The organism is Phytobacter sp. RSE-02 (assembly GCF_040578655.1).
Taxonomy (GTDB): Bacteria; Pseudomonadota; Gammaproteobacteria; order Enterobacterales; family Enterobacteriaceae; genus Phytobacter; species Phytobacter diazotrophicus.
This window is the reverse complement of record NZ_JBEULY010000004.1, coordinates 76282-95515: the sequence shown is the minus strand read 5'-3', so window position 1 is coordinate 95515 and position 19234 is coordinate 76282. Positions and strand designations below refer to the sequence as shown.

17 protein-coding genes are annotated in these 19234 nt (G+C 54.0%); 10 read left to right on the top strand and 7 right to left on the bottom strand.

Annotation, left to right across the window (positions count from 1 at the left end; genetic code table 11):
* Positions 1 to 23: 23 nt before the first annotated feature.
* Complete coding sequence (locus ABU190_RS10580) at positions 24 to 1145, top strand: cupin domain-containing protein (RefSeq protein ID WP_041851694.1); 1122 nt, start codon at positions 24 to 26, stop codon at positions 1143 to 1145.
* Between the two features lie 70 nt (positions 1146 to 1215).
* Here ABU190_RS10580 and pepT read toward each other — a convergent pair whose 3' ends face one another.
* Positions 1216 to 2439 carry a peptidase T gene (gene pepT, locus ABU190_RS10575; RefSeq protein WP_271849044.1) on the bottom strand — a complete coding sequence of 408 codons (1224 nt, stop codon included), beginning with the start codon at positions 2437 to 2439 and terminating at the stop codon, positions 1216 to 1218.
* A 257-nt stretch (positions 2440 to 2696) separates the two neighbouring features.
* On the opposite strand from pepT, the gene potA reads away from it, so the two are divergent.
* The 6 genes from potA (at position 2697) to ABU190_RS10545 (ending at position 7856) form a co-directional block, all read left to right on the top strand.
* Positions 2697 to 3848 carry a spermidine/putrescine ABC transporter ATP-binding protein PotA gene (gene potA, locus ABU190_RS10570; protein ID WP_354691477.1) on the top strand — a complete coding sequence of 384 codons (1152 nt, stop codon included), beginning with the start codon at positions 2697 to 2699 and terminating at the stop codon, positions 3846 to 3848.
* Positions 3832 to 4689: a spermidine/putrescine ABC transporter permease PotB gene (gene potB, locus ABU190_RS10565; protein WP_354691261.1), complete on the top strand. Its 858-nt coding sequence runs from the start codon at positions 3832 to 3834 to the stop codon at positions 4687 to 4689. Before potA ends, potB begins: the two co-directional genes overlap by 17 nt.
* Positions 4686 to 5477, top strand: a complete 792-nt coding sequence (gene potC, locus ABU190_RS10560; RefSeq protein ID WP_354691260.1) for a spermidine/putrescine ABC transporter permease PotC — start codon at positions 4686 to 4688, stop codon at positions 5475 to 5477. The genes potB and potC overlap by 4 nt, the downstream gene beginning before the upstream one ends.
* 16 nt (positions 5478 to 5493) lie before the next feature.
* Positions 5494 to 6540 carry a spermidine/putrescine ABC transporter substrate-binding protein PotD gene (potD, locus tag ABU190_RS10555; RefSeq protein ID WP_354691259.1) on the top strand — a complete coding sequence of 349 codons (1047 nt, stop codon included), beginning with the start codon at positions 5494 to 5496 and terminating at the stop codon, positions 6538 to 6540.
* 63 nt (positions 6541 to 6603) lie between these two features.
* Positions 6604 to 7065 (top strand): DUF3592 domain-containing protein, encoded by a 462-nt coding sequence (locus tag ABU190_RS10550; RefSeq protein ID WP_041851700.1) that lies wholly within the window; start codon positions 6604 to 6606, stop codon positions 7063 to 7065.
* On the top strand, positions 7062 to 7856 hold the full coding sequence (locus ABU190_RS10545; RefSeq protein ID WP_354691258.1) for a TPM domain-containing protein: 795 nt from the start codon (positions 7062 to 7064) through the stop codon (positions 7854 to 7856). The genes ABU190_RS10550 and ABU190_RS10545 overlap by 4 nt, the downstream gene beginning before the upstream one ends.
* A gap of 109 nt (positions 7857 to 7965) precedes the next feature.
* Here ABU190_RS10545 and cobB read toward each other — a convergent pair whose 3' ends face one another.
* Genes cobB through lolC form a run of 5 tightly spaced genes read right to left on the bottom strand, consistent with a single transcriptional unit; the run spans position 7966 to position 12874 of the window.
* Positions 7966 to 8787 (bottom strand): Sir2 family NAD+-dependent deacetylase, encoded by an 822-nt coding sequence (gene cobB / locus ABU190_RS10540; protein ID WP_041851702.1) that lies wholly within the window; start codon positions 8785 to 8787, stop codon positions 7966 to 7968.
* A 15-nt stretch (positions 8788 to 8802) separates the two neighbouring features.
* Entirely contained in the window at positions 8803 to 9714 is a 912-nt protein-coding gene (gene nagK / locus ABU190_RS10535) for an N-acetylglucosamine kinase (RefSeq protein WP_071195431.1), read from the bottom strand.
* Positions 9715 to 9736: 22 nt separating this feature from the next.
* Positions 9737 to 10981, bottom strand: a complete 1245-nt coding sequence (gene lolE / locus ABU190_RS10530; protein ID WP_271849050.1) for a lipoprotein-releasing ABC transporter permease subunit LolE — start codon at positions 10979 to 10981, stop codon at positions 9737 to 9739.
* Positions 10981 to 11682 (bottom strand): lipoprotein-releasing ABC transporter ATP-binding protein LolD, encoded by a 702-nt coding sequence (gene lolD / locus ABU190_RS10525; protein WP_041851705.1) that lies wholly within the window; start codon positions 11680 to 11682, stop codon positions 10981 to 10983. The genes lolE and lolD overlap by 1 nt, the downstream gene beginning before the upstream one ends.
* Positions 11675 to 12874 carry a lipoprotein-releasing ABC transporter permease subunit LolC gene (gene lolC, locus ABU190_RS10520; protein WP_354691257.1) on the bottom strand — a complete coding sequence of 400 codons (1200 nt, stop codon included), beginning with the start codon at positions 12872 to 12874 and terminating at the stop codon, positions 11675 to 11677. Before lolC ends, lolD begins: the two co-directional genes overlap by 8 nt.
* Positions 12875 to 13162: 288 nt before the next feature.
* Here lolC and ABU190_RS10515 point away from each other — a divergent pair, with 288 nt between their 5' ends.
* The 3 genes from ABU190_RS10515 (at position 13163) to ABU190_RS10505 (ending at position 18901) form a co-directional block, all read left to right on the top strand.
* Positions 13163 to 14236 carry an acyltransferase family protein gene (locus ABU190_RS10515; RefSeq protein ID WP_354691256.1) on the top strand — a complete coding sequence of 358 codons (1074 nt, stop codon included), beginning with the start codon at positions 13163 to 13165 and terminating at the stop codon, positions 14234 to 14236.
* 114 nt (positions 14237 to 14350) lie between these two features.
* A complete protein-coding gene (gene mfd / locus ABU190_RS10510; protein ID WP_354691255.1) occupies positions 14351 to 17797 on the top strand; it encodes a transcription-repair coupling factor in 3447 nt (1148 codons plus the stop codon).
* A 150-nt stretch (positions 17798 to 17947) separates the two neighbouring features.
* Positions 17948 to 18901: a L,D-transpeptidase family protein gene (locus ABU190_RS10505; RefSeq protein WP_354691254.1), complete on the top strand. Its 954-nt coding sequence runs from the start codon at positions 17948 to 17950 to the stop codon at positions 18899 to 18901.
* A gap of 69 nt (positions 18902 to 18970) precedes the next feature.
* Here the strand turns inward: ABU190_RS10505 and bhsA are convergent, their stop codons facing one another.
* Positions 18971 to 19228 carry a multiple stress resistance protein BhsA gene (gene bhsA / locus ABU190_RS10500; protein ID WP_041851709.1) on the bottom strand — a complete coding sequence of 86 codons (258 nt, stop codon included), beginning with the start codon at positions 19226 to 19228 and terminating at the stop codon, positions 18971 to 18973.
* Positions 19229 to 19234 lie beyond the last annotated feature (6 nt).

Sequence of the window (19234 nt, the reverse complement as noted above, 5' to 3'; positions counted from 1 at the left end):
AACTAACGTTTGGGGAAACAAACATGGACTATAACATCAACCTTAACTGGCCGGATTTTATCGAGCGCTACTGGCAAAAACGCCCGGTGGTACTGAAACGCGGCTTTGCACAATTTATCGATCCCATTTCCCCTGACGAACTGGCCGGTCTGGCCATGGAAGATGAAGTCGACAGCCGCCTGGTAAGCCATCTTGATGGCAAATGGCAGGTCAGCCACGGGCCTTTCGAAAGTTATGACCATCTGGGTGAAAGCAACTGGTCGCTGCTGGTGCAGGCGGTGAACAACTGGCATGAACCGACCGCGGCGCTGATGCGTCCTTTCCGCGCACTGCCCGACTGGCGCACCGACGATGTGATGATTTCGTTTTCCGTGCCCGGCGGTGGCGTTGGCCCGCATCTCGATCAGTATGATGTCTTTATCATTCAGGGTACCGGCCGCCGCCGCTGGCGTGTTGGTGAAAAGACGCCAATGAAGCAGCACTGCCCGCACCCGGACCTGTTACAGGTCGATCCCTTCGAAGCCATTATTGATGAAGAGATGGAGCCGGGCGATATTCTCTATATTCCGCCAGGATTCCCGCACGAAGGCTATTCGCTGGAAAACTCGATGAACTACTCCGTTGGCTACCGAGCCCCCAGCGGACGGGAATTAATCAGCGGCTTTGCCGATTATGTGTTGCAGCGCGAACTGGGCAGCCAGCGTTATACCGACCCGGATGTGCCGTCACGTGAACACCCGGCGGATGTGCTGCCGCAAGAGCTGGACGGCCTGCGTCAGATGATGCTCGATCTGATCAATCAGCCAGAGCATTTCAATGAGTGGATCGGTGAGTTTATTACCCAGTCGCGTCATGAACTGGATGTCACGCCACCGGAGCCGCCCTACCAGCCTGATGAGATTTACGATGCCCTGAAACAGGGGGACAAGCTGGTGCGTTTAGGTGGTCTGCGTGTATTGCGTATCGCGGGCGAAGTGTTCGTTAACGGCGAGCGGATTAACTCCCCGCACCGTCCGGCACTCGACGCCCTGGCAAATCACATTGTTCTGAATGATAGCGCCTTTGGCGATGCGCTCGAAGACCCGTCCTTCCTCGCGATGCTTGCCGCGCTGGTCAACAGCGGATACTGGTTCTTCGAAGACTAAACCATAAAAAAGCCGGGCAACATCACATTTGCCCGGCCTGTCTGTCTCGTTCTTTAGAGAATTGCTTTTATTACTGTTTCGCTGTCAGCTCAGCGATACGCACGATTACCTGTACCGCTTTTTCCATCCCTTCAAGCGTCACGAACTCATGTTTGCCGTGGTAGTTATAACCGCCGGTAAACAGGTTAGGACAGGGCAGCCCCATAAATGATAGCTGCGCGCCATCGGTACCGCCGCGAATCGCTTTCATCTGCGGTTCGATATCACAATCGCGCATGGCCTGACAGGCAATATCGATAATATGCGGATGATCGACAATCTTCTCGCGCATATTGTAATAACTGTCTTCAATCACCAGCTCGATGTAGCAGTCCGGATGCAGACCTTTCCCGACTTTTTTGGCAATTTCCATTATTTTGCGCTTACGCGCTTCAAATGCTTTGCGGTCAAAATCGCGAACGATGTAATGCATCTCCGCACGTTCAACGGTGCCTTTGATGCTGGTAAGATGGTAAAAACCTTCATAACCTTCGGTATTTTCCGGGCTCTCGTCGGCTGGCACCAGCGCATGAATGCGGCTTGCCAGTGACAGCGCGTTCACCATCACCCCTTTCGCGGTTCCCGGATGGACGTTATTCCCTACGATTTTGATGGTGACCGAGGCGGCATTGAAGTTTTCGAACTCCAGTTCCCCCACCCCGCCACCGTCGACGGTGTAGGCCCATTTCGCGCCAAACGCCTCGACGTCAAAATGCTTCGCCCCTTTACCGACCTCTTCGTCCGGGGTGAAAGCCACATGAATATCACCATGCGGGATTTTTTTCTGTTTCAGCACCGCCATCGCGGTCATGATTTCCGCCACGCCGGCTTTGTCATCCGCACCCAACAGGGTTTTACCGTCTGTGGTAATGAGCGTCTGCCCCAACAACTGGTGCAACACCGGGAACATAACGGGTGAGAGGATTTCATCACCGATACCCAGCGCGATATCACCGCCACGGTAGTTTTCGAGGATTTGCGGATTCACATTTTTACCGCTGCAATCCGGGGAGGTATCAACATGCGAGATAAAACCGATAGCAGGCACCGGCTTGTCAACGGTAGAGGGCAGCGTAGCCATCACTGTACCTTTCTCGCTCAGTGTGACGTTTTCCAGCCCCATCTCTTCAAGCTGCTGCTGGAGTAAGCGCAAGAGCTTCCATTGCCCGTCGGTACTCGGTACCTGACGGACACCCGGCTTCGACTGAGTATCCAGCGCAACATACTGCAAAAAACGCTCTAATAATTTATCCATACAGCCACCCTCGCTAAACGTGACAACATTATCAATAAGCCGGAAAAGACAAATATTGCGTCAGGTCACTTTTATCCCGCAAACGAGAATATTTTCATTTTTGTTTTGTTCACTTAAACGTAGCTGACAAAATTCACTTTTGGTCGCGTAAATAGATCAATGATTGGCGATTTCAGTGCTTTGCCGTAGAATTCCAGCCCTTCATCAATGTGTCAGACCCTAAGGTGGTTAACCACAAACCCCGCATCCGGAGCGTTATCCGATGCGTTGACAAGGGACAGAGTAAAAAATTGAATACACAACCGCGTTCGCCCACTCCGCTGGTGCAACTGGTCGACCTTTGTAAAGGTTTTGATGGTAAAACGGTCATTTCTGACTTTAACCTGACCATCAATCACGGCGAATTCCTCACCCTGCTCGGCCCGTCCGGCTGCGGCAAAACCACTGTGCTTCGCCTGATTGCCGGGCTGGAAAGCGTTGATGTGGGCCATATCAAACTCGACGATCGGGATATCACAGACGTTCCGGCGGAACATCGCCACGTTAATACCGTCTTTCAAAGCTACGCGCTGTTTCCCCATATGACCGTGTTCGAAAACGTGGCATTTGGCCTGCGGATGCAAAAAACACCTGCGGCAGAGATTGCCCCGCGCGTCACCGACGCCCTGCGTATGGTGCAGCTTGAAGCATTCGCCCAGCGCAAACCGCACCAGCTCTCCGGCGGCCAACAACAACGTGTGGCTATTGCCCGTGCCGTAGTGAACAAGCCGCGCCTGCTCTTACTGGATGAATCGCTCTCCGCGCTCGATTACAAGCTGCGCAAGCAGATGCAAAACGAATTAAAGGCGCTGCAGCGCAAACTTGGTATTACTTTCGTCTTTGTGACCCATGACCAGGAAGAGGCGCTGACGATGTCAGACCGGATCGTGGTGATGCGTGACGGCAAAATAGAGCAAGACGGTACGCCGCGGGAAATTTACGAAGAGCCGAAGAACCTCTTTGTCGCCAGTTTTATTGGTGAGATTAATATTTTCAGTGCCACCGTCATTGAGCGTCTTGATGCACAGCGCGTGCGTGCCACCGTCGAAGGGCGCGAATGCAATATTTACGTCAGTTTCCCGATCGAAAAAGGTCAGCGGCTAAACGTAATGCTGCGCCCGGAAGATTTGCGCGTCGAAGAGATCAACGATGTCGCAGAGGTCGAAGGGCTGGTAGGTTACGTGCGTGAGCGTAATTATAAAGGGATGACGCTGGAGTCAGTAGTCGAGCTTGAAAACGGCAAAATGGTGCTGGTCAGCGAGTTCTTCAACGAAGATGACCCCGATTTTGACCACTCTTTGAACCAAAAAATGGCGATTAATTGGGTGGAAAGCTGGGAGGTCGTACTGGCTGATGAAAAGCACAAGTAAATTCCAGAATGGGGTGATTGCCACTGTCGTCGGTTGGCTTGTGCTGTTTGTCTTTCTGCCCAACCTGATGATTATTGCGACCAGCTTTCTGACCCGTGACGATGCCCACTTCGTGACGATGGTCTTCTCGCTGGATAGCTATGCCCGTCTGCTGGATCCACTCTATTTTGACGTGCTGCTGCACTCACTGAATATGGCGGTAATAGCCACACTTGCCTGCCTGATGCTGGGGTATCCCTTCGCCTGGTTTCTGGCAAAGCTACCCACGAAAGTGCGTCCGTTATTGCTGTTTTTGCTGATTATTCCGTTCTGGACCAATTCGCTGATTCGCATCTATGGCCTGAAAATATTCCTCAGCACCAAAGGGTATCTGAATACATTTTTACTCTGGCTGGGGGTCATTGATGAACCGATCCGCGTAATGTTCACCCCGGCGGCGGTCATTATCGGGCTGGTCTATATCCTGCTGCCATTTATGGTCATGCCGCTTTACTCCAGTATTGAAAAACTCGATAAACCATTGCTGGAAGCGGCGAAAGATTTGGGCGCCAGTAAGTTACAGACATTTTTGCGCATTATTATCCCGTTGACCATGCCGGGCATTATCGCCGGCTGTCTGCTGGTATTGCTGCCCGCGATGGGGCTTTTTTACGTCTCGGACCTGATGGGGGGCGCGAAAAACCTGCTGATTGGCAACGTGATTAAAAGTCAGTTCCTCAATATTCGCGACTGGCCTTTTGGCGCGGCTACCAGCATCACGCTCACCATTGTGATGGGTCTGCTGTTACTGGTTTACTGGCGCGCTTCGCGTCTGCTGGACAAGAAGGTGGAACTGCAATGATCGGTCGACTGCTGCGCGGCGGTTTTATGACCGCCATTTACGCCTACCTTTATATTCCCATTATCATTCTGATTGTGAACTCGTTTAACAGCTCACGGTTTGGGATTAACTGGCAAGGTTTTACCACCGACTGGTACAGTCTGCTGCTGAATAACGACAGTCTGTTGCAGGCAGCACAGCACTCACTCACGATGGCGGTCTTCTCCGCCACGTTCGCTACGCTTATCGGTTCGCTGACCGCGGTGGCGCTGTATCGCTATCGCTTTCGCGGCAAACCCTTTGTCAGCGGCATGCTGTTCGTCGTGATGATGTCGCCGGATATCGTCATGGCCATCTCATTGCTGGTGCTGTTTATGCTGCTGGGCGTTCAGCCTGGATTCTGGTCGCTGTTGTTCTCGCACATAACGTTCTGCCTGCCCTTCGTGGTCGTGACGGTTTATTCGCGCCTGAAGGGTTTTGATGTGCGGATGCTGGAAGCGGCAAAAGATCTGGGTGCCAGCGAACTCGTGATCCTGCGCAAAATTATCCTGCCGCTGGCGATGCCTGCCGTGGCGGCTGGATGGCTGCTGAGCTTTACCCTGTCGATGGATGATGTGGTGGTCTCGTCCTTCGTTACCGGACCGGGCTATGAAATTCTGCCGTTGAAAATCTATTCAATGGTTAAAGTGGGCGTATCGCCAGAGGTAAACGCACTGGCAACCATTCTGCTCGTTCTGTCGCTGGTGATGGTGTTCGCAAGCCAGCTTGTTGTACGTGATAAAACGAAAAGCCTGGCGCGCCGGGCATAATCTCAGGGGACGTTAAATGAAAAAATGGTCACGCCACCTGCTTGCTGCGGGTGCTCTGATACTGGGCATCAATGCCGCTCATGCTGATGACAGCAAGACGCTCTATTTCTACAACTGGACGGAATATGTGCCGCCTGGTCTGCTGGAACAGTTCACCAAAGAGACGGGCATTAAGGTTATCTATTCGACCTATGAATCGAATGAAACCATGTATGCCAAGCTCAAAACCTATAAAGATGGTGCATACGACCTGGTCGTGCCCTCCACTTATTTTGTCGACAAAATGCGTAAAGAGGGCATGATCCAAAAGATCGATAAAACGCAGCTAACCAACTTCCATAATCTCGATCCGGAGATGCTGAACAAGCCGTTTGACCCGAATAACGACTACTCCATTCCGTATATATGGGGCGCGACAGCCATAGGTATCAACAGCGAAGCGATTGATCCTAAAACGGTGACCCGTTGGGCAGACTTATGGAAGCCTGAGTATAAAGGCAGCCTGCTGCTAACGGATGATGCGCGCGAAGTCTTCCAGGTGGCGCTGCGTAAACTGGGGCTTTCCGGGAATACCACCGATCCGAAAGAGATTGAAGCGGCGTACAAAGAGCTGCAAAAATTGATGCCTAACGTGGCGGCGTTCAACTCCGATAATCCGGCGAACCCGTATATGGAAGGAGAAGTGAATCTCGGGATGGTATGGAACGGTTCCGCGTATGTCGCCCGTCAGGCGGGCACGCCGTTGCAGATAATTTGGCCGAAGGAAGGCGGCATCTTCTGGATGGACAGCCTTGCTATCCCTGCCAATGCCAAAAACAAAGCGGGCGCGCTTAAGCTTATCAACTTCCTGCTACGCCCGGAAATTGCAAAGCAGGTGGCGGAAACCATTGGCTATCCGACGCCAAACCTCGCGGCCCGTAAACTGCTGAGCCCGGAAGTGGCAAATGATAAATCACTCTATCCGGATTCTGAGACCATCAGCAAAGGCGAATGGCAGAACGATGTCGGCAGCGCCAGCGCTATTTACGAAGAGTATTATCAGAAGCTGAAAGCAGGACGTTAAGTTTTGCATCCGGGCCGGGCGCGGATGCCCGGCCTCTTTTGCGCAGACAAAGGAAGGGTACGCATGCAGCAGGACGCGAAGGTTTTTCGCCGCATTTTTACCGCGCTGGGCGCCATACTGCTGCTCATCGCCGCAGCTATTGTTTACTCACAGTTTCGTGACGCCCGCGACGCCGTACATACTGATGGCCTGATCGTCGATACTGTCTGGCGCAACAACCACCCGCGTAGCGTCGGCAACAGCGGCGCCTGGTTCCCGGTGGTGGCTTTTCGCCCTACCCCGCAATATACCCTGGTTTTTGAATCTTCCATTGGCAGCGTTTTTTATGAACATAGCGAAGGCGATGCGGTTGGGGTGGCCTTCCCGCCGGGTCAGCCACATAAGGCGGAGATTAACAGCCTGTGGGTTAACGCCTTTGCCTGGGGGCTGTTTGCCATCGGCGGGGTTGTTTTCATCGCCGTCGCGCTGTTCTTAAGTGATTCCCCGCGCAAAAAGCGTCGGGCGAAACGGAGGGGGCGCAAATGAAAAGGCTTTTAATTCTGCTCACGCTGCTCCTGCCGCTGGCGGCGCTCAGCGCCGCGCCGGTGCCAATAATGCGAACCCTTTTTACCGATGTCACCGGTACGGTGCCCGGCGCGGAGATGCTTACCCACAAAGCAGAATTGTTCCGCCAGCGCACCGGGATAGCACTCTATATTCTGGTGGTTCCCGCTATGAATGAGGCAAGCCTGCTGCGTGACGGCAAAAGAATGCTGGCGCGGGCAACGGCAAACCAGCCCGAGATGACGGGGAGCGTAATGATTGTGATTACCACCCAAAAGCCGCAGGTGCTGCTGGTCGGCAGCTATCAGGCGGCGCAGCAACTGCCGGACCATATATTGCGCTTGATGGTCGAGAACCAGACGCTGGCGTACTTTCATCGCGGCCTGATGTTCCAGGGGGTCAACACCGCGCTGGATGTGCTGGAAGCGGCGCTGACAAACCAGCCGACGCCGCCGCTGAGATGGTATCCGCCGCCGGAACAGAACGGGCCGGACAGCGTTGCCGGCAACAGCTTTGGTTTTATGGCCTGGGCCTGCGCCTGGATAGCCTTTATGATGCTTTTTAACTACACCAGCCGTTTTCGCTACGCGATGAAGTTCACCCTGGCAATGACCATCGGCAATATCGGCTGGCAGGCGTTTTGCCTGTGGTTGGCTAACCGGGCGGTGTCGGTTGCGAATATCTCCCTGGGGTGGGCGCTGATGATAGGCGTGACAACGTTTTTCGCGGTATGGCTATGGACAAGGAAACGGCATAGCGCAGATAACCCCTAGCGCTCCCGGCCTCCGGGTGCGGCGCTGCCTTATCCGTGGGCTACGAAACGGCCCGGGCAAGCGTGAGCGCACCCGGGAAAACGCCCTCATTTTTTGAGAGAGACAGGCCTTACAGCCCTTTCAGCAGCTTCTCAACATATTCCGGCACCACTTCGCTGGCGAGGCCATAATGCTTCTCTTCAAACTCGCTGCCCACCTGGCTTGGTTCAAGATTTAACTCAACGGTATGTGCGCCGTGCAGTTTGGCCTCATGGACAAAACCAGCCGCTGGATAGACATGGCCGGAGGTACCTATAGCGATAAACACATCGGCCATTGCGAGCGCATGATAAATCTCATCCATCCCGAGCGGCATCTCACCAAACCAGACCACATGGGGGCGTAGCGGTGCGGGAAACTGGCAGCAATGGCATTTGTCTTCCGGGGTAACGTCCTGAGTCCACGTCAGCACCTGCCCGCTCTGCGAACAGCGCACTTTCAGCAATTCGCCGTGCATATGGATGATATGGTGGTTTCCGGCACGTTCGTGCAGGTTGTCAATATTCTGCGTCACCAGTAAAAAGCGATCGCCGAGGATATCTTCCAGCTTCGCCAGCGCCAGATGTGCCGGGTTGGGCGCAATCTCCGGTAACTGGAGCTGCTGGCGACGCGCATTATAGAACGACTGCACCAGTTGTGGATTGCGGGCAAAACCTTCTGGCGTCGCCACATCTTCCACATGATGTTCTTCCCACAAACCGTCCGCGGCGCGGAAGGTGCGAATGCCTGATTCTGCGGAGATACCCGCCCCCGTTAGTACCACTACTCTCGGTTTTTCCATCACTTCCGGCACCACCTGGTCTCTGAAAAAGATCCGCTGGCGTAAGCGCTCACGCAAACGGCGTTTATTACGGCGAAAACAGCTGAGACGATGTGACCGACGAGACTGCATATCATCCTCTCAGGATTAATCAGTAAGATGAAGGAAAGCGGCGCCACGCATGCCGCCAGCATCGCCGTGGCGAGCACGTTCAATGCGGGGTATCCGGGCTACCGGTAACAAGTGTGGCGGTAAACGCGCCGCCAGTAACGACGTCAGAGCAGAGAAATTCGATAAGCCGCCACCGATAACCAGTAAATCCGGATCCACTATCGTCAGGATATTCCCAAGACACACCGCCAGCAAATCAGCATAGCGTTCAACATGGGCTTTCGCCTGCGCGTCACCCTGCTCCCAACGTGCGATGATTTCCGGAGAAGACAATGATTGATGGTAGTAATGTTGGTACAGCCAGGCAAAGCCGCGCCCGGACAGATAATTTTCGATACAGCCCAGTTTGCCACAGCCACAGCGTGTCAGCGGAAAATCAAAGCCCATTAGCGCCATCGCATCAACCGGCAGGCGAATATGACCAAACTCGCCGGTGATATAGCTGCGGCCCTTAAGCGTCTGGCCGTTGGCGACAATGCCACCACCAACGCCGGTGCCCAGGATCAGGCCCATTACAATCGGGTATTGGCGAAATTCATCATCCCAGGCTTCGGAAAGGGCAAAACAGTTGGCGTCATTATCAAGGCGGACATCACGTGCGAGCCTTACGCTCAAATCTTTGCGCAGCGGACGACCGCTGGCGGCAGGCACATTGGCGGCATAGAGGGTACCATCGGCGGTTTCCGGCATACCCGGAATACCAATGCCAACACTGCCCTGGCCGCCGAAGCGCGCATCGGCTTCGGCTACCAGTTGAGCAATCGTCGTTAAAAACGTCTCGTAACTGTCTTTCGGTGTGGCGACGCGCTTTTCCCATTGCAAACGTCGGGTATCATCAAATACCCCCAGCGCTATCTTGCTTCCGCCGATATCAAATCCGTAATACATCGCCTCTCCTTTGTGCTTCTTATTATTGTCCGCTCAATACCCTCGCCGGATCGATATTGCTTGCCCGGCGCGCCGGATACCAGCTTGCCAACAGACTCAGCACCAGAGCGGTGACCAGCACATACACCACATCCAGTGCGTGCAGCTCCGACGGTAGAAAATCAATAAAGTAGATATCGCCGGATAAAAATTGGTGACCAATCATCTTCTCAATCACGCGAATAATCGCGGTCAATTGCAGTGACGCTACCACGCCGATCACCGCACCGATCACACTGCCCAGCAGACCTGCCAGCAGCCCGTACCAGACGAAGATAGCCCGGATCAGGCCATCTTTTGCCCCTAATGTACGTAGCACGGCGATATCACTGCTCTTATCTTTTACCGCCATCACCAGCGTGGAGACAATATTAAAACAGGCGACACCGATCACCAGCACCATCGCCAGATACATAATGGCGCGGATCATCTGAATATCGCGATACATATAGCCGTATTTACCGATCCAGCTTTTAATATAGACATAGCTGTTGGTGACTTCACCGGCACTACGCACCAGCGTGTTCGCGTTAAAGACGTCCTTCACCTTAATGGCAATGCCCGTAACGCTGCTGCCCATATCCAGATACTGCTGGGCGTCTTCCATGGGGATCATCGCAAACGCATGGTCGAGTTGTCCGCTCAATTGCAATACGCCGGTGACATGCAGTCTGACGCGTTTTGGCTGCAGCAATTTATGGTCGGTGTCGGAATTAGGGATCATTATCGATACCCAATCGCCCTGTTTCACGTTCAGCGCATCGGCGACACCCTTACCAAGGATAATCTGCTGCTCACCGGGTTTAAAATTGCGCCAGGCATCAGCCTGCACAAAATTCGGTAATGCGCTCAGACGGGATTCCTGTTCAGGGTTTACCCCCTTCACCTGAATCGCTCGCAAATTGGTACCGCTCTCCACAAGCCCGGTGAAATTAATATAGGGTGCGGCGGCGACAATGCCCGGCACTTTTTCCACTTTTGCCAGCGCGTCGTTCCAGTTATTCCACGGCTGATTCACCGGCTCGATTTCGCCATGGGGTACCACCGCCAGAATACGATTATTGAGCTCGCGTTCGAAGCCGTTCATTGCGCTGAGCCCGACGATCAACACCGCAACGCCAAGCGAAATCCCCACGGTGGAGATGACGGAAATCAGCGACACCATGCCGCTGCGGCGGCGACCACGGCTAAAACGCAGGCCAATCAGTAATGACAGGGGAGACGCCATCACTCAGCCCCCATCAGGGTCATTTCTGTGCTCAGGCGGCCATCGCGCATCTCCAACTGGCGGCTCATCCGTTTCGCCAGTTGCAGATCGTGTGTGACCACCAGGAACGCGGTGCCCTGCGACGCATTCAGTTCGCCCAACAACTGGAAGATACTGTCCGCATTACGGGCATCCAGGTTGCCGGTCGGTTCGTCCGCCAGCACCAGACGTGGGTTATTGACCAGCGCACGAGCAATCGCCACGCGCTGACGCTCACCGCCAGACAGCTCTGAGGGGCGATGGCTGGCGCGATGCTCAAGCCCAACCGCGCGTAGCATTTCCCGCGCCCGGACATCAATTTCTGCCGCTTTATGCTTACCAATCAGCAGCGGCATCGCGACGTTTTCCAGCGCGGTAAAATCGGGCAGCAGGTGGTGAAACTGGTAGATAAAGCCCAGCTCGCGGTTGCGTAGCTCCGCTTTCGCCGCAGAGGAGAGTTTGCTCAGTTGTTGATTATCGAAGGTCACTTCGCCGGAGGTGGGCGTGTCGAGCCCGCCTAACAGATGCAGGAGCGTACTTTTACCGGAACCGGAGCTGCCGACAATCGCCATCAGCTCACCCTCACCCACGCTAAAGCTTACATCGTGCAACACATCGGTTTGCACTTTCCCTTCCTGATAGCGTTTGCACAGGTGGTCGCATTGCAACAGGATCTTATTCATAACGTAAAGCCTCAGCGGGTTGGGTAGCGGCAGCGCGCCAGGAAGGATAAAGCGTAGACAGCAACGCGATGGCCATGGCCACCAGCGCAATAACAACTACCTGTAACGGTTCGATGGCTACCGGCAGCGCAGCGCCATCAAGAAACGCACCGATGACCGGCATTAGATTATTCAACTGGCTGGCCAGCAGTGCGCCAAGCCCGGCCCCCAGCAGCGCACCAATGATGCCCGCGCTGGCACCCTGCACCATAAAGACCGCCATGATCTGACGCGGGGTCAACCCCTGAGTTTGCAGGATCGCCACCTCGCCTTGTTTTTCCATCACCATCAGGCCAAGGGAGGTAATGATATTAAAGGCCGCCACCGCAATAATCAGGCTTAGCAGCAGCCCCATCATGTTTTTCTCCATACGTACGGCCTGGAATAACTCGCCTTTCCGCTCGCGCCAGTCTTGCCATTTGGTCCCTTGCGGCAGCGTTTGCTGGCTCAGAACATCAACCTGCAACGGTGCATCCAGCCATAAACGCCAACCGGTAATATTGCCTGCGGGGTAACGCAACAGACGGGACGCATCCTGAATATTGACCAGCATCTGATAGTCATCGACTTCACTGCTGGCAGCAAAGGTTCCGACGACGGTAAACAGACGCTGGCTGGGTAAACGCCCCATTGGGGTGAACTGGCTGGCGGACGGCACCATGACGCGAATCTGGTCGCCACGATTGACGCCTAATTGCCCGGCCAGCCCTTCACCGAGGATCACGTTGTACTGCCCGGCTTCCAGCGAAGATTGCTGCACGTTGACCAGGTACGGGGTCAGCGGATCTTTTTGCGCCGGATCGATACCCAACATGACACCCACGGCCACGCTGCGCGCACTTTGCAGAACGACATCACCGGTACTCAGCGGCGCAATGCGATTGACACCCTGCAATTTGAGCCCATTGGCCGGTAATTGTTCAGGATTGATAGAGCCGTTTTGCGCGGTGATGACGGCCTGCGGCATCAGCCCCAGGATGTTATTTTGCAGTTCGCGCTCAAAGCCATTCATGACCGACAGCACTGTCACCAGAGCCATTACGCCAAGCGTAATGCCAATGGTCGACAGCCAGGAAACGAAACGACCGAAGCGGTCGGCTGCGCGCCCACGCATATAGCGCAGGCCGATAAAGAGAGTGACAGGCTGGTACATGAAATCCGTCTGGTTGCTGTTAGCAGACTCCGGAGTATATAAGCGAAAGCGTAGAGCGTAAATGAGTGAAACGGTAAGCGGACATCTCTGAGGGCAGGAAAAAATCCGATAAATCAAATTACTAGTTGCGCGACTTTTACGCATTTTGCTACCCACAGAGAGTTCATTTATCACTCTCCGTCTGATATTTATCCGAAAAATGAGGAAATACAGACTGTTTCCCGTTACACCCCATGGCGTCGCCATCAGGATAAACGCCGAACTTTGTAATACAAACGGCGAAAGACGATGAAAAAAAAGACTCTATGGATCAATCAAATCAAGGGATTATGTATCTGCCTGGTGGTCATCTATCACTCAGTCATTACGTTTTACCCGCACCTCACCACATTTGGTCACGCGTGGTCGGAAACGCTCGCAAAGTGCTGGATCTACTTTAATCTTTATCTTGCCCCCTTCCGCATGCCCGTGTTCTTTTTTCTCTCTGGCTATCTGATTCGACGCTACATTGATGAGGTGCCATGGAAGGAGGCGATCGACAAGCGTATCTGGAGTATCTTTTATGTGCTTGTCGTCTGGGGTGTGCTGCAGTGGCTGGCGCTCAGCCATATTAATGACTGGCTGGCACCCACGCGCGATTTAAGCAATGCGTCCAACGCCGCCTATGCGGATACCCCTTCAGACTTTATCAAGGGAATGCTCACCGCCAGTACCAGCCTGTGGTATCTCTACGCGCTGGTTGTCTATTTTATTCTGTGTAAATTGTTGAGCCGCTGGTCACTTGCAGCACTGGTCGCCATGACACTGCTGAGCGTGGCGATTAACTTTTTGCCCTCGCCCTGGTGGGGTATGAATAGCGTACTGCGCAACATGATCTACTACAGCCTGGGGGCATGGTTTGGCGATGCTATTATGGATGCGATTAAACGCCTCTCTTTTCGCCGCTACGCCATTATGCTGGCGGTGGCGTTACTTGCTGCGGTGGCGCTATGGTTTTTAAATGTGCCATTACCCTTGAGCTTGCTGTCGATTGTGCTGATTTTGCGTCTGTTCCGCGCGCTGGAAGAGCGCGTTGGCTCACGCGAAAACGCACTGCTGAATATCGTGGGCAGCAATACGCTTGCCATCTACACCACGCATCGCATTCTGATCGAAGCGCTCAGTCTTGCGTTGTTAACCCCGATGAATGACGGGCGCTGGTCGCCTGCCTTCGAGCTCACCATCGTATTGCTCTATCCGTTCTGTAGCCTCGTCATCTGTACGCTGGTTGGCTTGTGTATACGGAAAATCTCTTCGGCAATCTTTGCCGATCTGCTTTTCACTCCACCTGCCAGGATGGCCTCACCTCTGCAGGCACGATAAGCGCATGTGTTGAGGTTGGCGAATAGTGCACAATCGCGGATAATAAAGGGATTGCGTATCAGTGATATGCCCCCATAACAAGGGGCATATCCATAAGAGACCCAGACCCTATCTATGCCTGAACAATACCGTTATTCGCTGCCCGCCAAAGCTGGCGAGCAGCGCCAGCTTGGCGAACTGACTGGTGCAGCCTGCGCCACCGAAGTCGCGGAAATCATTGAGCGCCATAAAGGTCCGGTGGTATTGATTGCGCCGGATATGCAAAATGCCCTGCGTCTGCATGACGAAATTACCCAGTTCACCGACAACCTGGTGATGAATCTTGCTGACTGGGAGACACTGCCGTATGACAGTTTCTCGCCGCATCAGGAAATTATCTCCTCTCGTCTCTCCACGCTCTACCAGTTGCCCTCTATGCAGCGTGGTGTGCTGATTGTATCGGTGAATACCTTGATGCAGCGCGTCTGCCCGCATAGCTATTTGCACGGTCACGCGTTGGTCATGAAAAAAGGTCAGCGTCTGTCCCGTGACGCGCTGCGCGCGCAACTGGACAGCGCAGGGTATCGCCACGTTGATCAGGTTATGGAACACGGCGAATACGCGACTCGCGGGGCGCTGCTGGATCTCTTCCCAATGGGCAGCGCACAGCCTTATCGCCTTGATTTCTTTGATGATGAAATTGACAGTCTTCGCCTGTTCGATGCGGACAGCCAGCGTACGCTGGAAGAGGTCGAAGCCATCAATTTACTGCCTGCTCACGAATTCCCGACGGATAAGACCGCCATCGAACTGTTTCGCAGCCAGTGGCGAGATAAGTTCGACGTCAAGCGCGATGCCGAACATATCTACCAACAGGTGAGCAAAGGCACTTTGCCAACCGGTATTGAATACTGGCAGCCACTGTTTTTCAGTGAGCCTTTGCCGTCGTTGTTTAGCTATTTGCCGGACAATACGCTACTGGTCAACACGGGTGACATTGAAAACAGCGCTGAGCGCTTTAGCCAGGAGACCCAGGCGCGCTTCGAAAACCGTGGCGTGGACCCTATGCGCCCTTTGCTGGCGCCGGAATTACTGTGGCTGCGGGTTGATGAACTGTTCAGCGAACTCAAGCGCTGGCCGCGCGTGCAACTCAAAACCGAAAACCTGGCAGACAAAACCGCCAATGTAAACCTCGGTTACCGGACGTTGCCGGATTTGGCCGTTCAGGCACAGCAAAAATCACCGTTGGATAATTTACGCAAATTCCTTGAATCCTTTACCGGTCCGGTCGTCTTTTCGGTCGAGAGCGAGGGGCGTCGCGAAGCGCTGGGAGAACTCCTCTCACGCATCAAGGTGGCGCCGAAGCGCATTACCCGGCTGGATGACGCGCAAGATACAGGGCGCTATCTGATCATTGGCTCCGCAGAACATGGCTTTATCGACACGCTACGTAACCGGGCACTGATTTGCGAAAGCGATCTGCTGGGCGAGCGCGTTGCCCGCCGTCGCCAGGATACACGCCGCACGATTAACCCCGATACGCTGATCCGCAACCTCGCTGAACTGCACCCTGGCCAGCCGGTGGTGCATCTGGAACATGGGGTTGGACGCTATGCGGGAATGACCACGCTTGAAGCGGGCGGCATTAAAGGCGAATACCTGATGCTGACCTATGCCGGGGATGCCAAACTTTACGTGCCGGTCTCGTCGTTGCATCTGATTAGCCGCTATGCCGGTGGTGCCGAGGAGAGCGCGCCGCTGCATAAACTGGGCGGCGATGCATGGGCCCGCGCGCGGCAGAAAGCGGCAGAAAAAGTCCGGGATGTGGCGGCGGAATTGTTGGATATCTATGCCCAACGCGCCGCGAAGTCCGGCTTTGCATTTAAACACGATCGCGAACAATATCAGCTTTTCTGCGACAGCTTCCCGTTTGAAACCACACCAGACCAGGCGCAAGCCATTAACGCGGTGTTGAGTGACATGTGCCAGCCGCTGGCTATGGACCGCCTGGTGTGTGGCGATGTCGGCTTCGGTAAAACCGAAGTGGCAATGCGTGCCGCCTTCCTCGCTGTCGAAAACAACAAGCAGGTAGCCGTGCTGGTCCCCACCACCCTGCTCGCTCAGCAGCATTTCGACAATTTCCGCGACCGCTTCGCTAACTGGCCAGTGCGGGTGGAGATGCTCTCACGTTTTCGTAGCGCGAAAGAACAGACACAAGTGCTGGAGCAGGCGGCTGAGGGCAAGATTGATATTCTTATCGGCACCCATAAGCTGCTGCAAAACGATGTGAAGTGGAAAGACCTGGGGCTGCTGATCGTCGATGAAGAACACCGCTTCGGCGTGCGTCATAAAGAGCGGATTAAAGCGATGCGTGCTGACGTAGATATCCTCACGTTAACCGCAACACCCATTCCGCGTACACTCAATATGGCCATGAGCGGTATGCGCGATCTGTCGATCATTGCCACCCCACCTGCGCGCCGCCTGGCAGTGAAAACCTTCGTTCGCGAATATGACAGTCTGGTAGTGCGCGAGGCAATACTGCGTGAAGTCCTGCGTGGTGGGCAGGTTTACTACCTTTATAACGATGTCGAAAATATTCAGAAAGCCGCCGACAGACTGGCGGAACTGGTTCCGGAAGCGCGCATCGCCATCGGCCACGGGCAGATGCGTGAGCGCGAACTGGAACGGGTAATGAATGATTTCCACCACCAGCGTTTTAATGTGCTGGTGTGTACCACGATTATCGAGACCGGGATCGACATTCCTACCGCGAACACGATCATTATTGAACGTGCCGATCACTTTGGCCTGGCGCAGCTCCACCAGTTACGTGGCCGCGTGGGACGTTCGCACCATCAGGCCTATGCCTGGCTGCTGACGCCGCATCCGAAAGCGATGACCACCGATGCGCAAAAGCGTCTCGAAGCGATTGCCTCGCTGGAAGATTTAGGTGCGGGTTTCGCACTGGCGACCCACGATCTGGAAATCCGCGGGGCTGGCGAACTGCTGGGAGAAGATCAGAGCGGTTCAATGGAGACCATCGGCTTTTCACTGTACATGGAGCTGCTGGAAAATGCGGTCGATGCGCTCAAAGCCGGGCGAGAGCCATCGCTTGAAGATCTCACCAGCCAGCAAACAGAAGTCGAACTGCGCATGCCTTCCCTGCTGCCGGATGATTTTATTCCCGACGTCAATACTCGTCTCTCTTTCTACAAGCGCATTGCCAGTGCGAAGAGTGAAAATGAGCTCGATGAGATTAAAGTGGAGCTGATCGACCGTTTTGGTCTGCTGCCTGACGCCGCGCGAAACCTGCTTGATATTGCGCGGCTGCGTCAACAGGCCCAGAAATTGGGGATTCGTAAGCTTGAAGGGAATGAAAAAGGCGGCACGATTGAGTTCAATGAAAAAAACCATGTCAATCCCGCATGGCTTATCGGCCTGCTGCAAAAGCAGCCTAAACATTTCCGCCTTGATGGCCCGACACGCCTGAAGTTCTTCCAGGAGCTGACGGAACGCAAAACACGCATGGAGTGGGTACGCAACTTCATGCGACAGCTTGAAGAAAACGCAATGGCATAGTGTTCTGCGGGCCAGTTATCATCACTGGCCCGCTTTTTTGAAATATTTACAAACACTTTGCACTCTTCCAGGACTTCCCGACATTCCCTCCCCCCATAATTTCATTACTTGCGCCTGCAAATAACCTTATTAATTACATGGATTATGGTAATGATTAATAATTCCCGTTTTGTCCTCTGGGCGGTTTTCCTCGCCGCCACGCTCGTTTTACCCGCGAAGGCGAATACCTGGCCTTTACCCCCCACCGGTAGCCGGTTGGTCGGTGAAAACCGGTATCACGTGGTAGAAAATGATGGCGGTTCGCTGGAGGCGATTGCCAAAAAATACAATGTCGGTTTCCTGGCCCTGTTGCAGGCGAACCCCGGCGTCGATCCGTATGTTCCTCGCGCAGGTAATGTACTGACTATCCCGTTACAGACATTGTTACCCGACGTGCCGCGAGAAGGTATCGTCATCAATCTGGCCGAGCTACGTCTCTATTATTATCCGCCGGGTAAAAACGAAGTGACCGTCTACCCTATCGGAATAGGGCAACTGGGTGGAGATACCCTAACGCCTACCATGGTGACAACCGTTTCTGATAAACGGGCTAATCCTACCTGGACACCAACGGCCAACATTCGCGCACGTTATAAAGCCCAGGGAATAGATTTACCGGCGGTCGTTCCGGCCGGGCCGGAAAACCCGATGGGCCACCACGCCATTCGCCTTGCCGCGTACGGTGGTGTCTACCTCATTCATGGGACCAACGCTGATTTTGGCATTGGCATGCGCGTCAGCTCCGGATGTATTCGTCTGCGTGATAACGACATCGCCACATTGTTTAGCGTTATCAAACCCGGTACGCGCGTGAATATTATCAACACACCGATAAAAGCGTCGGTTGAACCTGACGGCACGCGCCTGGTGGAAGTGCATCAACCACTGTCAAAATCTATCGACGACGACCCGAAGACATTACCGATTGTACTCAATGCCACTATGCAGACTTTCAAAGATTCGCCACAAAGCGCAAGCGATGTATTTGAACGCGCAGTGGAAGTGCGCTCTGGCATGCCGGTGGATGTCACTCTCCATGACAGTGTGCTACAACAATCCCTTTAATTTCCGGATAACAAAAAAGGCCTCGCAGTTGCGAGGCCTTTTTTATGAGGGTTAATTCTGTGGCTTAACTTATTTGTACAGCACTGCGGTGCCGTGCAGAGTATCGGAACCGGTCACAGAGGTGATACGGAAAGATTTTGCACCCATCTCATCGGCTTTTTGTGCCAGTTGATCTTCAACAGAGGAGAGGTTAGCACCCGCAGAAGCACCAATAACAGCGACTTCCTGTTGGCCTGCCGGTGCGTTTTGAACTTCAACGGCAGCGAAGCTTGCAAAAGAGAGTGAGCTCAGTACGGCAGCGGCGATCAGAGTTTTAACGTTTTTCATGATTTT

Excerpts from the sequence above, each read along its gene's own strand:
- ABU190_RS10580 (WP_041851694.1), top strand. The coding sequence starts at position 24 with ATGGACTATAACATCAACCTTAACTGGCCGGATTTTATCGAGCGCTAC.
- pepT (WP_271849044.1), bottom strand. The coding sequence starts at position 2,439 with ATGGATAAATTATTAGAGCGTTTTTTGCAGTATGTTGCGCTGGATACT.
- potB (WP_354691261.1), top strand. The coding sequence starts at position 3,832 with ATGAAAAGCACAAGTAAATTCCAGAATGGGGTGATTGCCACTGTCGTC.
- potC (WP_354691260.1), top strand. The coding sequence starts at position 4,686 with ATGATCGGTCGACTGCTGCGCGGCGGTTTTATGACCGCCATTTACGCC.
- potD (WP_354691259.1), top strand. The coding sequence starts at position 5,494 with ATGAAAAAATGGTCACGCCACCTGCTTGCTGCGGGTGCTCTGATACTG.
- ABU190_RS10550 (WP_041851700.1), top strand. The coding sequence starts at position 6,604 with ATGCAGCAGGACGCGAAGGTTTTTCGCCGCATTTTTACCGCGCTGGGC.
- ABU190_RS10545 (WP_354691258.1), top strand. The coding sequence starts at position 7,062 with ATGAAAAGGCTTTTAATTCTGCTCACGCTGCTCCTGCCGCTGGCGGCG.
- cobB (WP_041851702.1), bottom strand. The coding sequence starts at position 8,787 with ATGCAGTCTCGTCGGTCACATCGTCTCAGCTGTTTTCGCCGTAATAAA.
- nagK (WP_071195431.1), bottom strand. The coding sequence starts at position 9,714 with ATGTATTACGGATTTGATATCGGCGGAAGCAAGATAGCGCTGGGGGTA.
- lolE (WP_271849050.1), bottom strand. The coding sequence starts at position 10,981 with ATGGCGTCTCCCCTGTCATTACTGATTGGCCTGCGTTTTAGCCGTGGT.
- lolD (WP_041851705.1), bottom strand. The coding sequence starts at position 11,682 with ATGAATAAGATCCTGTTGCAATGCGACCACCTGTGCAAACGCTATCAG.
- lolC (WP_354691257.1), bottom strand. The coding sequence starts at position 12,874 with ATGTACCAGCCTGTCACTCTCTTTATCGGCCTGCGCTATATGCGTGGG.
- ABU190_RS10515 (WP_354691256.1), top strand. The coding sequence starts at position 13,163 with ATGAAAAAAAAGACTCTATGGATCAATCAAATCAAGGGATTATGTATC.
- mfd (WP_354691255.1), top strand. The coding sequence starts at position 14,351 with ATGCCTGAACAATACCGTTATTCGCTGCCCGCCAAAGCTGGCGAGCAG.
- ABU190_RS10505 (WP_354691254.1), top strand. The coding sequence starts at position 17,948 with ATGATTAATAATTCCCGTTTTGTCCTCTGGGCGGTTTTCCTCGCCGCC.
- bhsA (WP_041851709.1), bottom strand. The coding sequence starts at position 19,228 with ATGAAAAACGTTAAAACTCTGATCGCCGCTGCCGTACTGAGCTCACTC.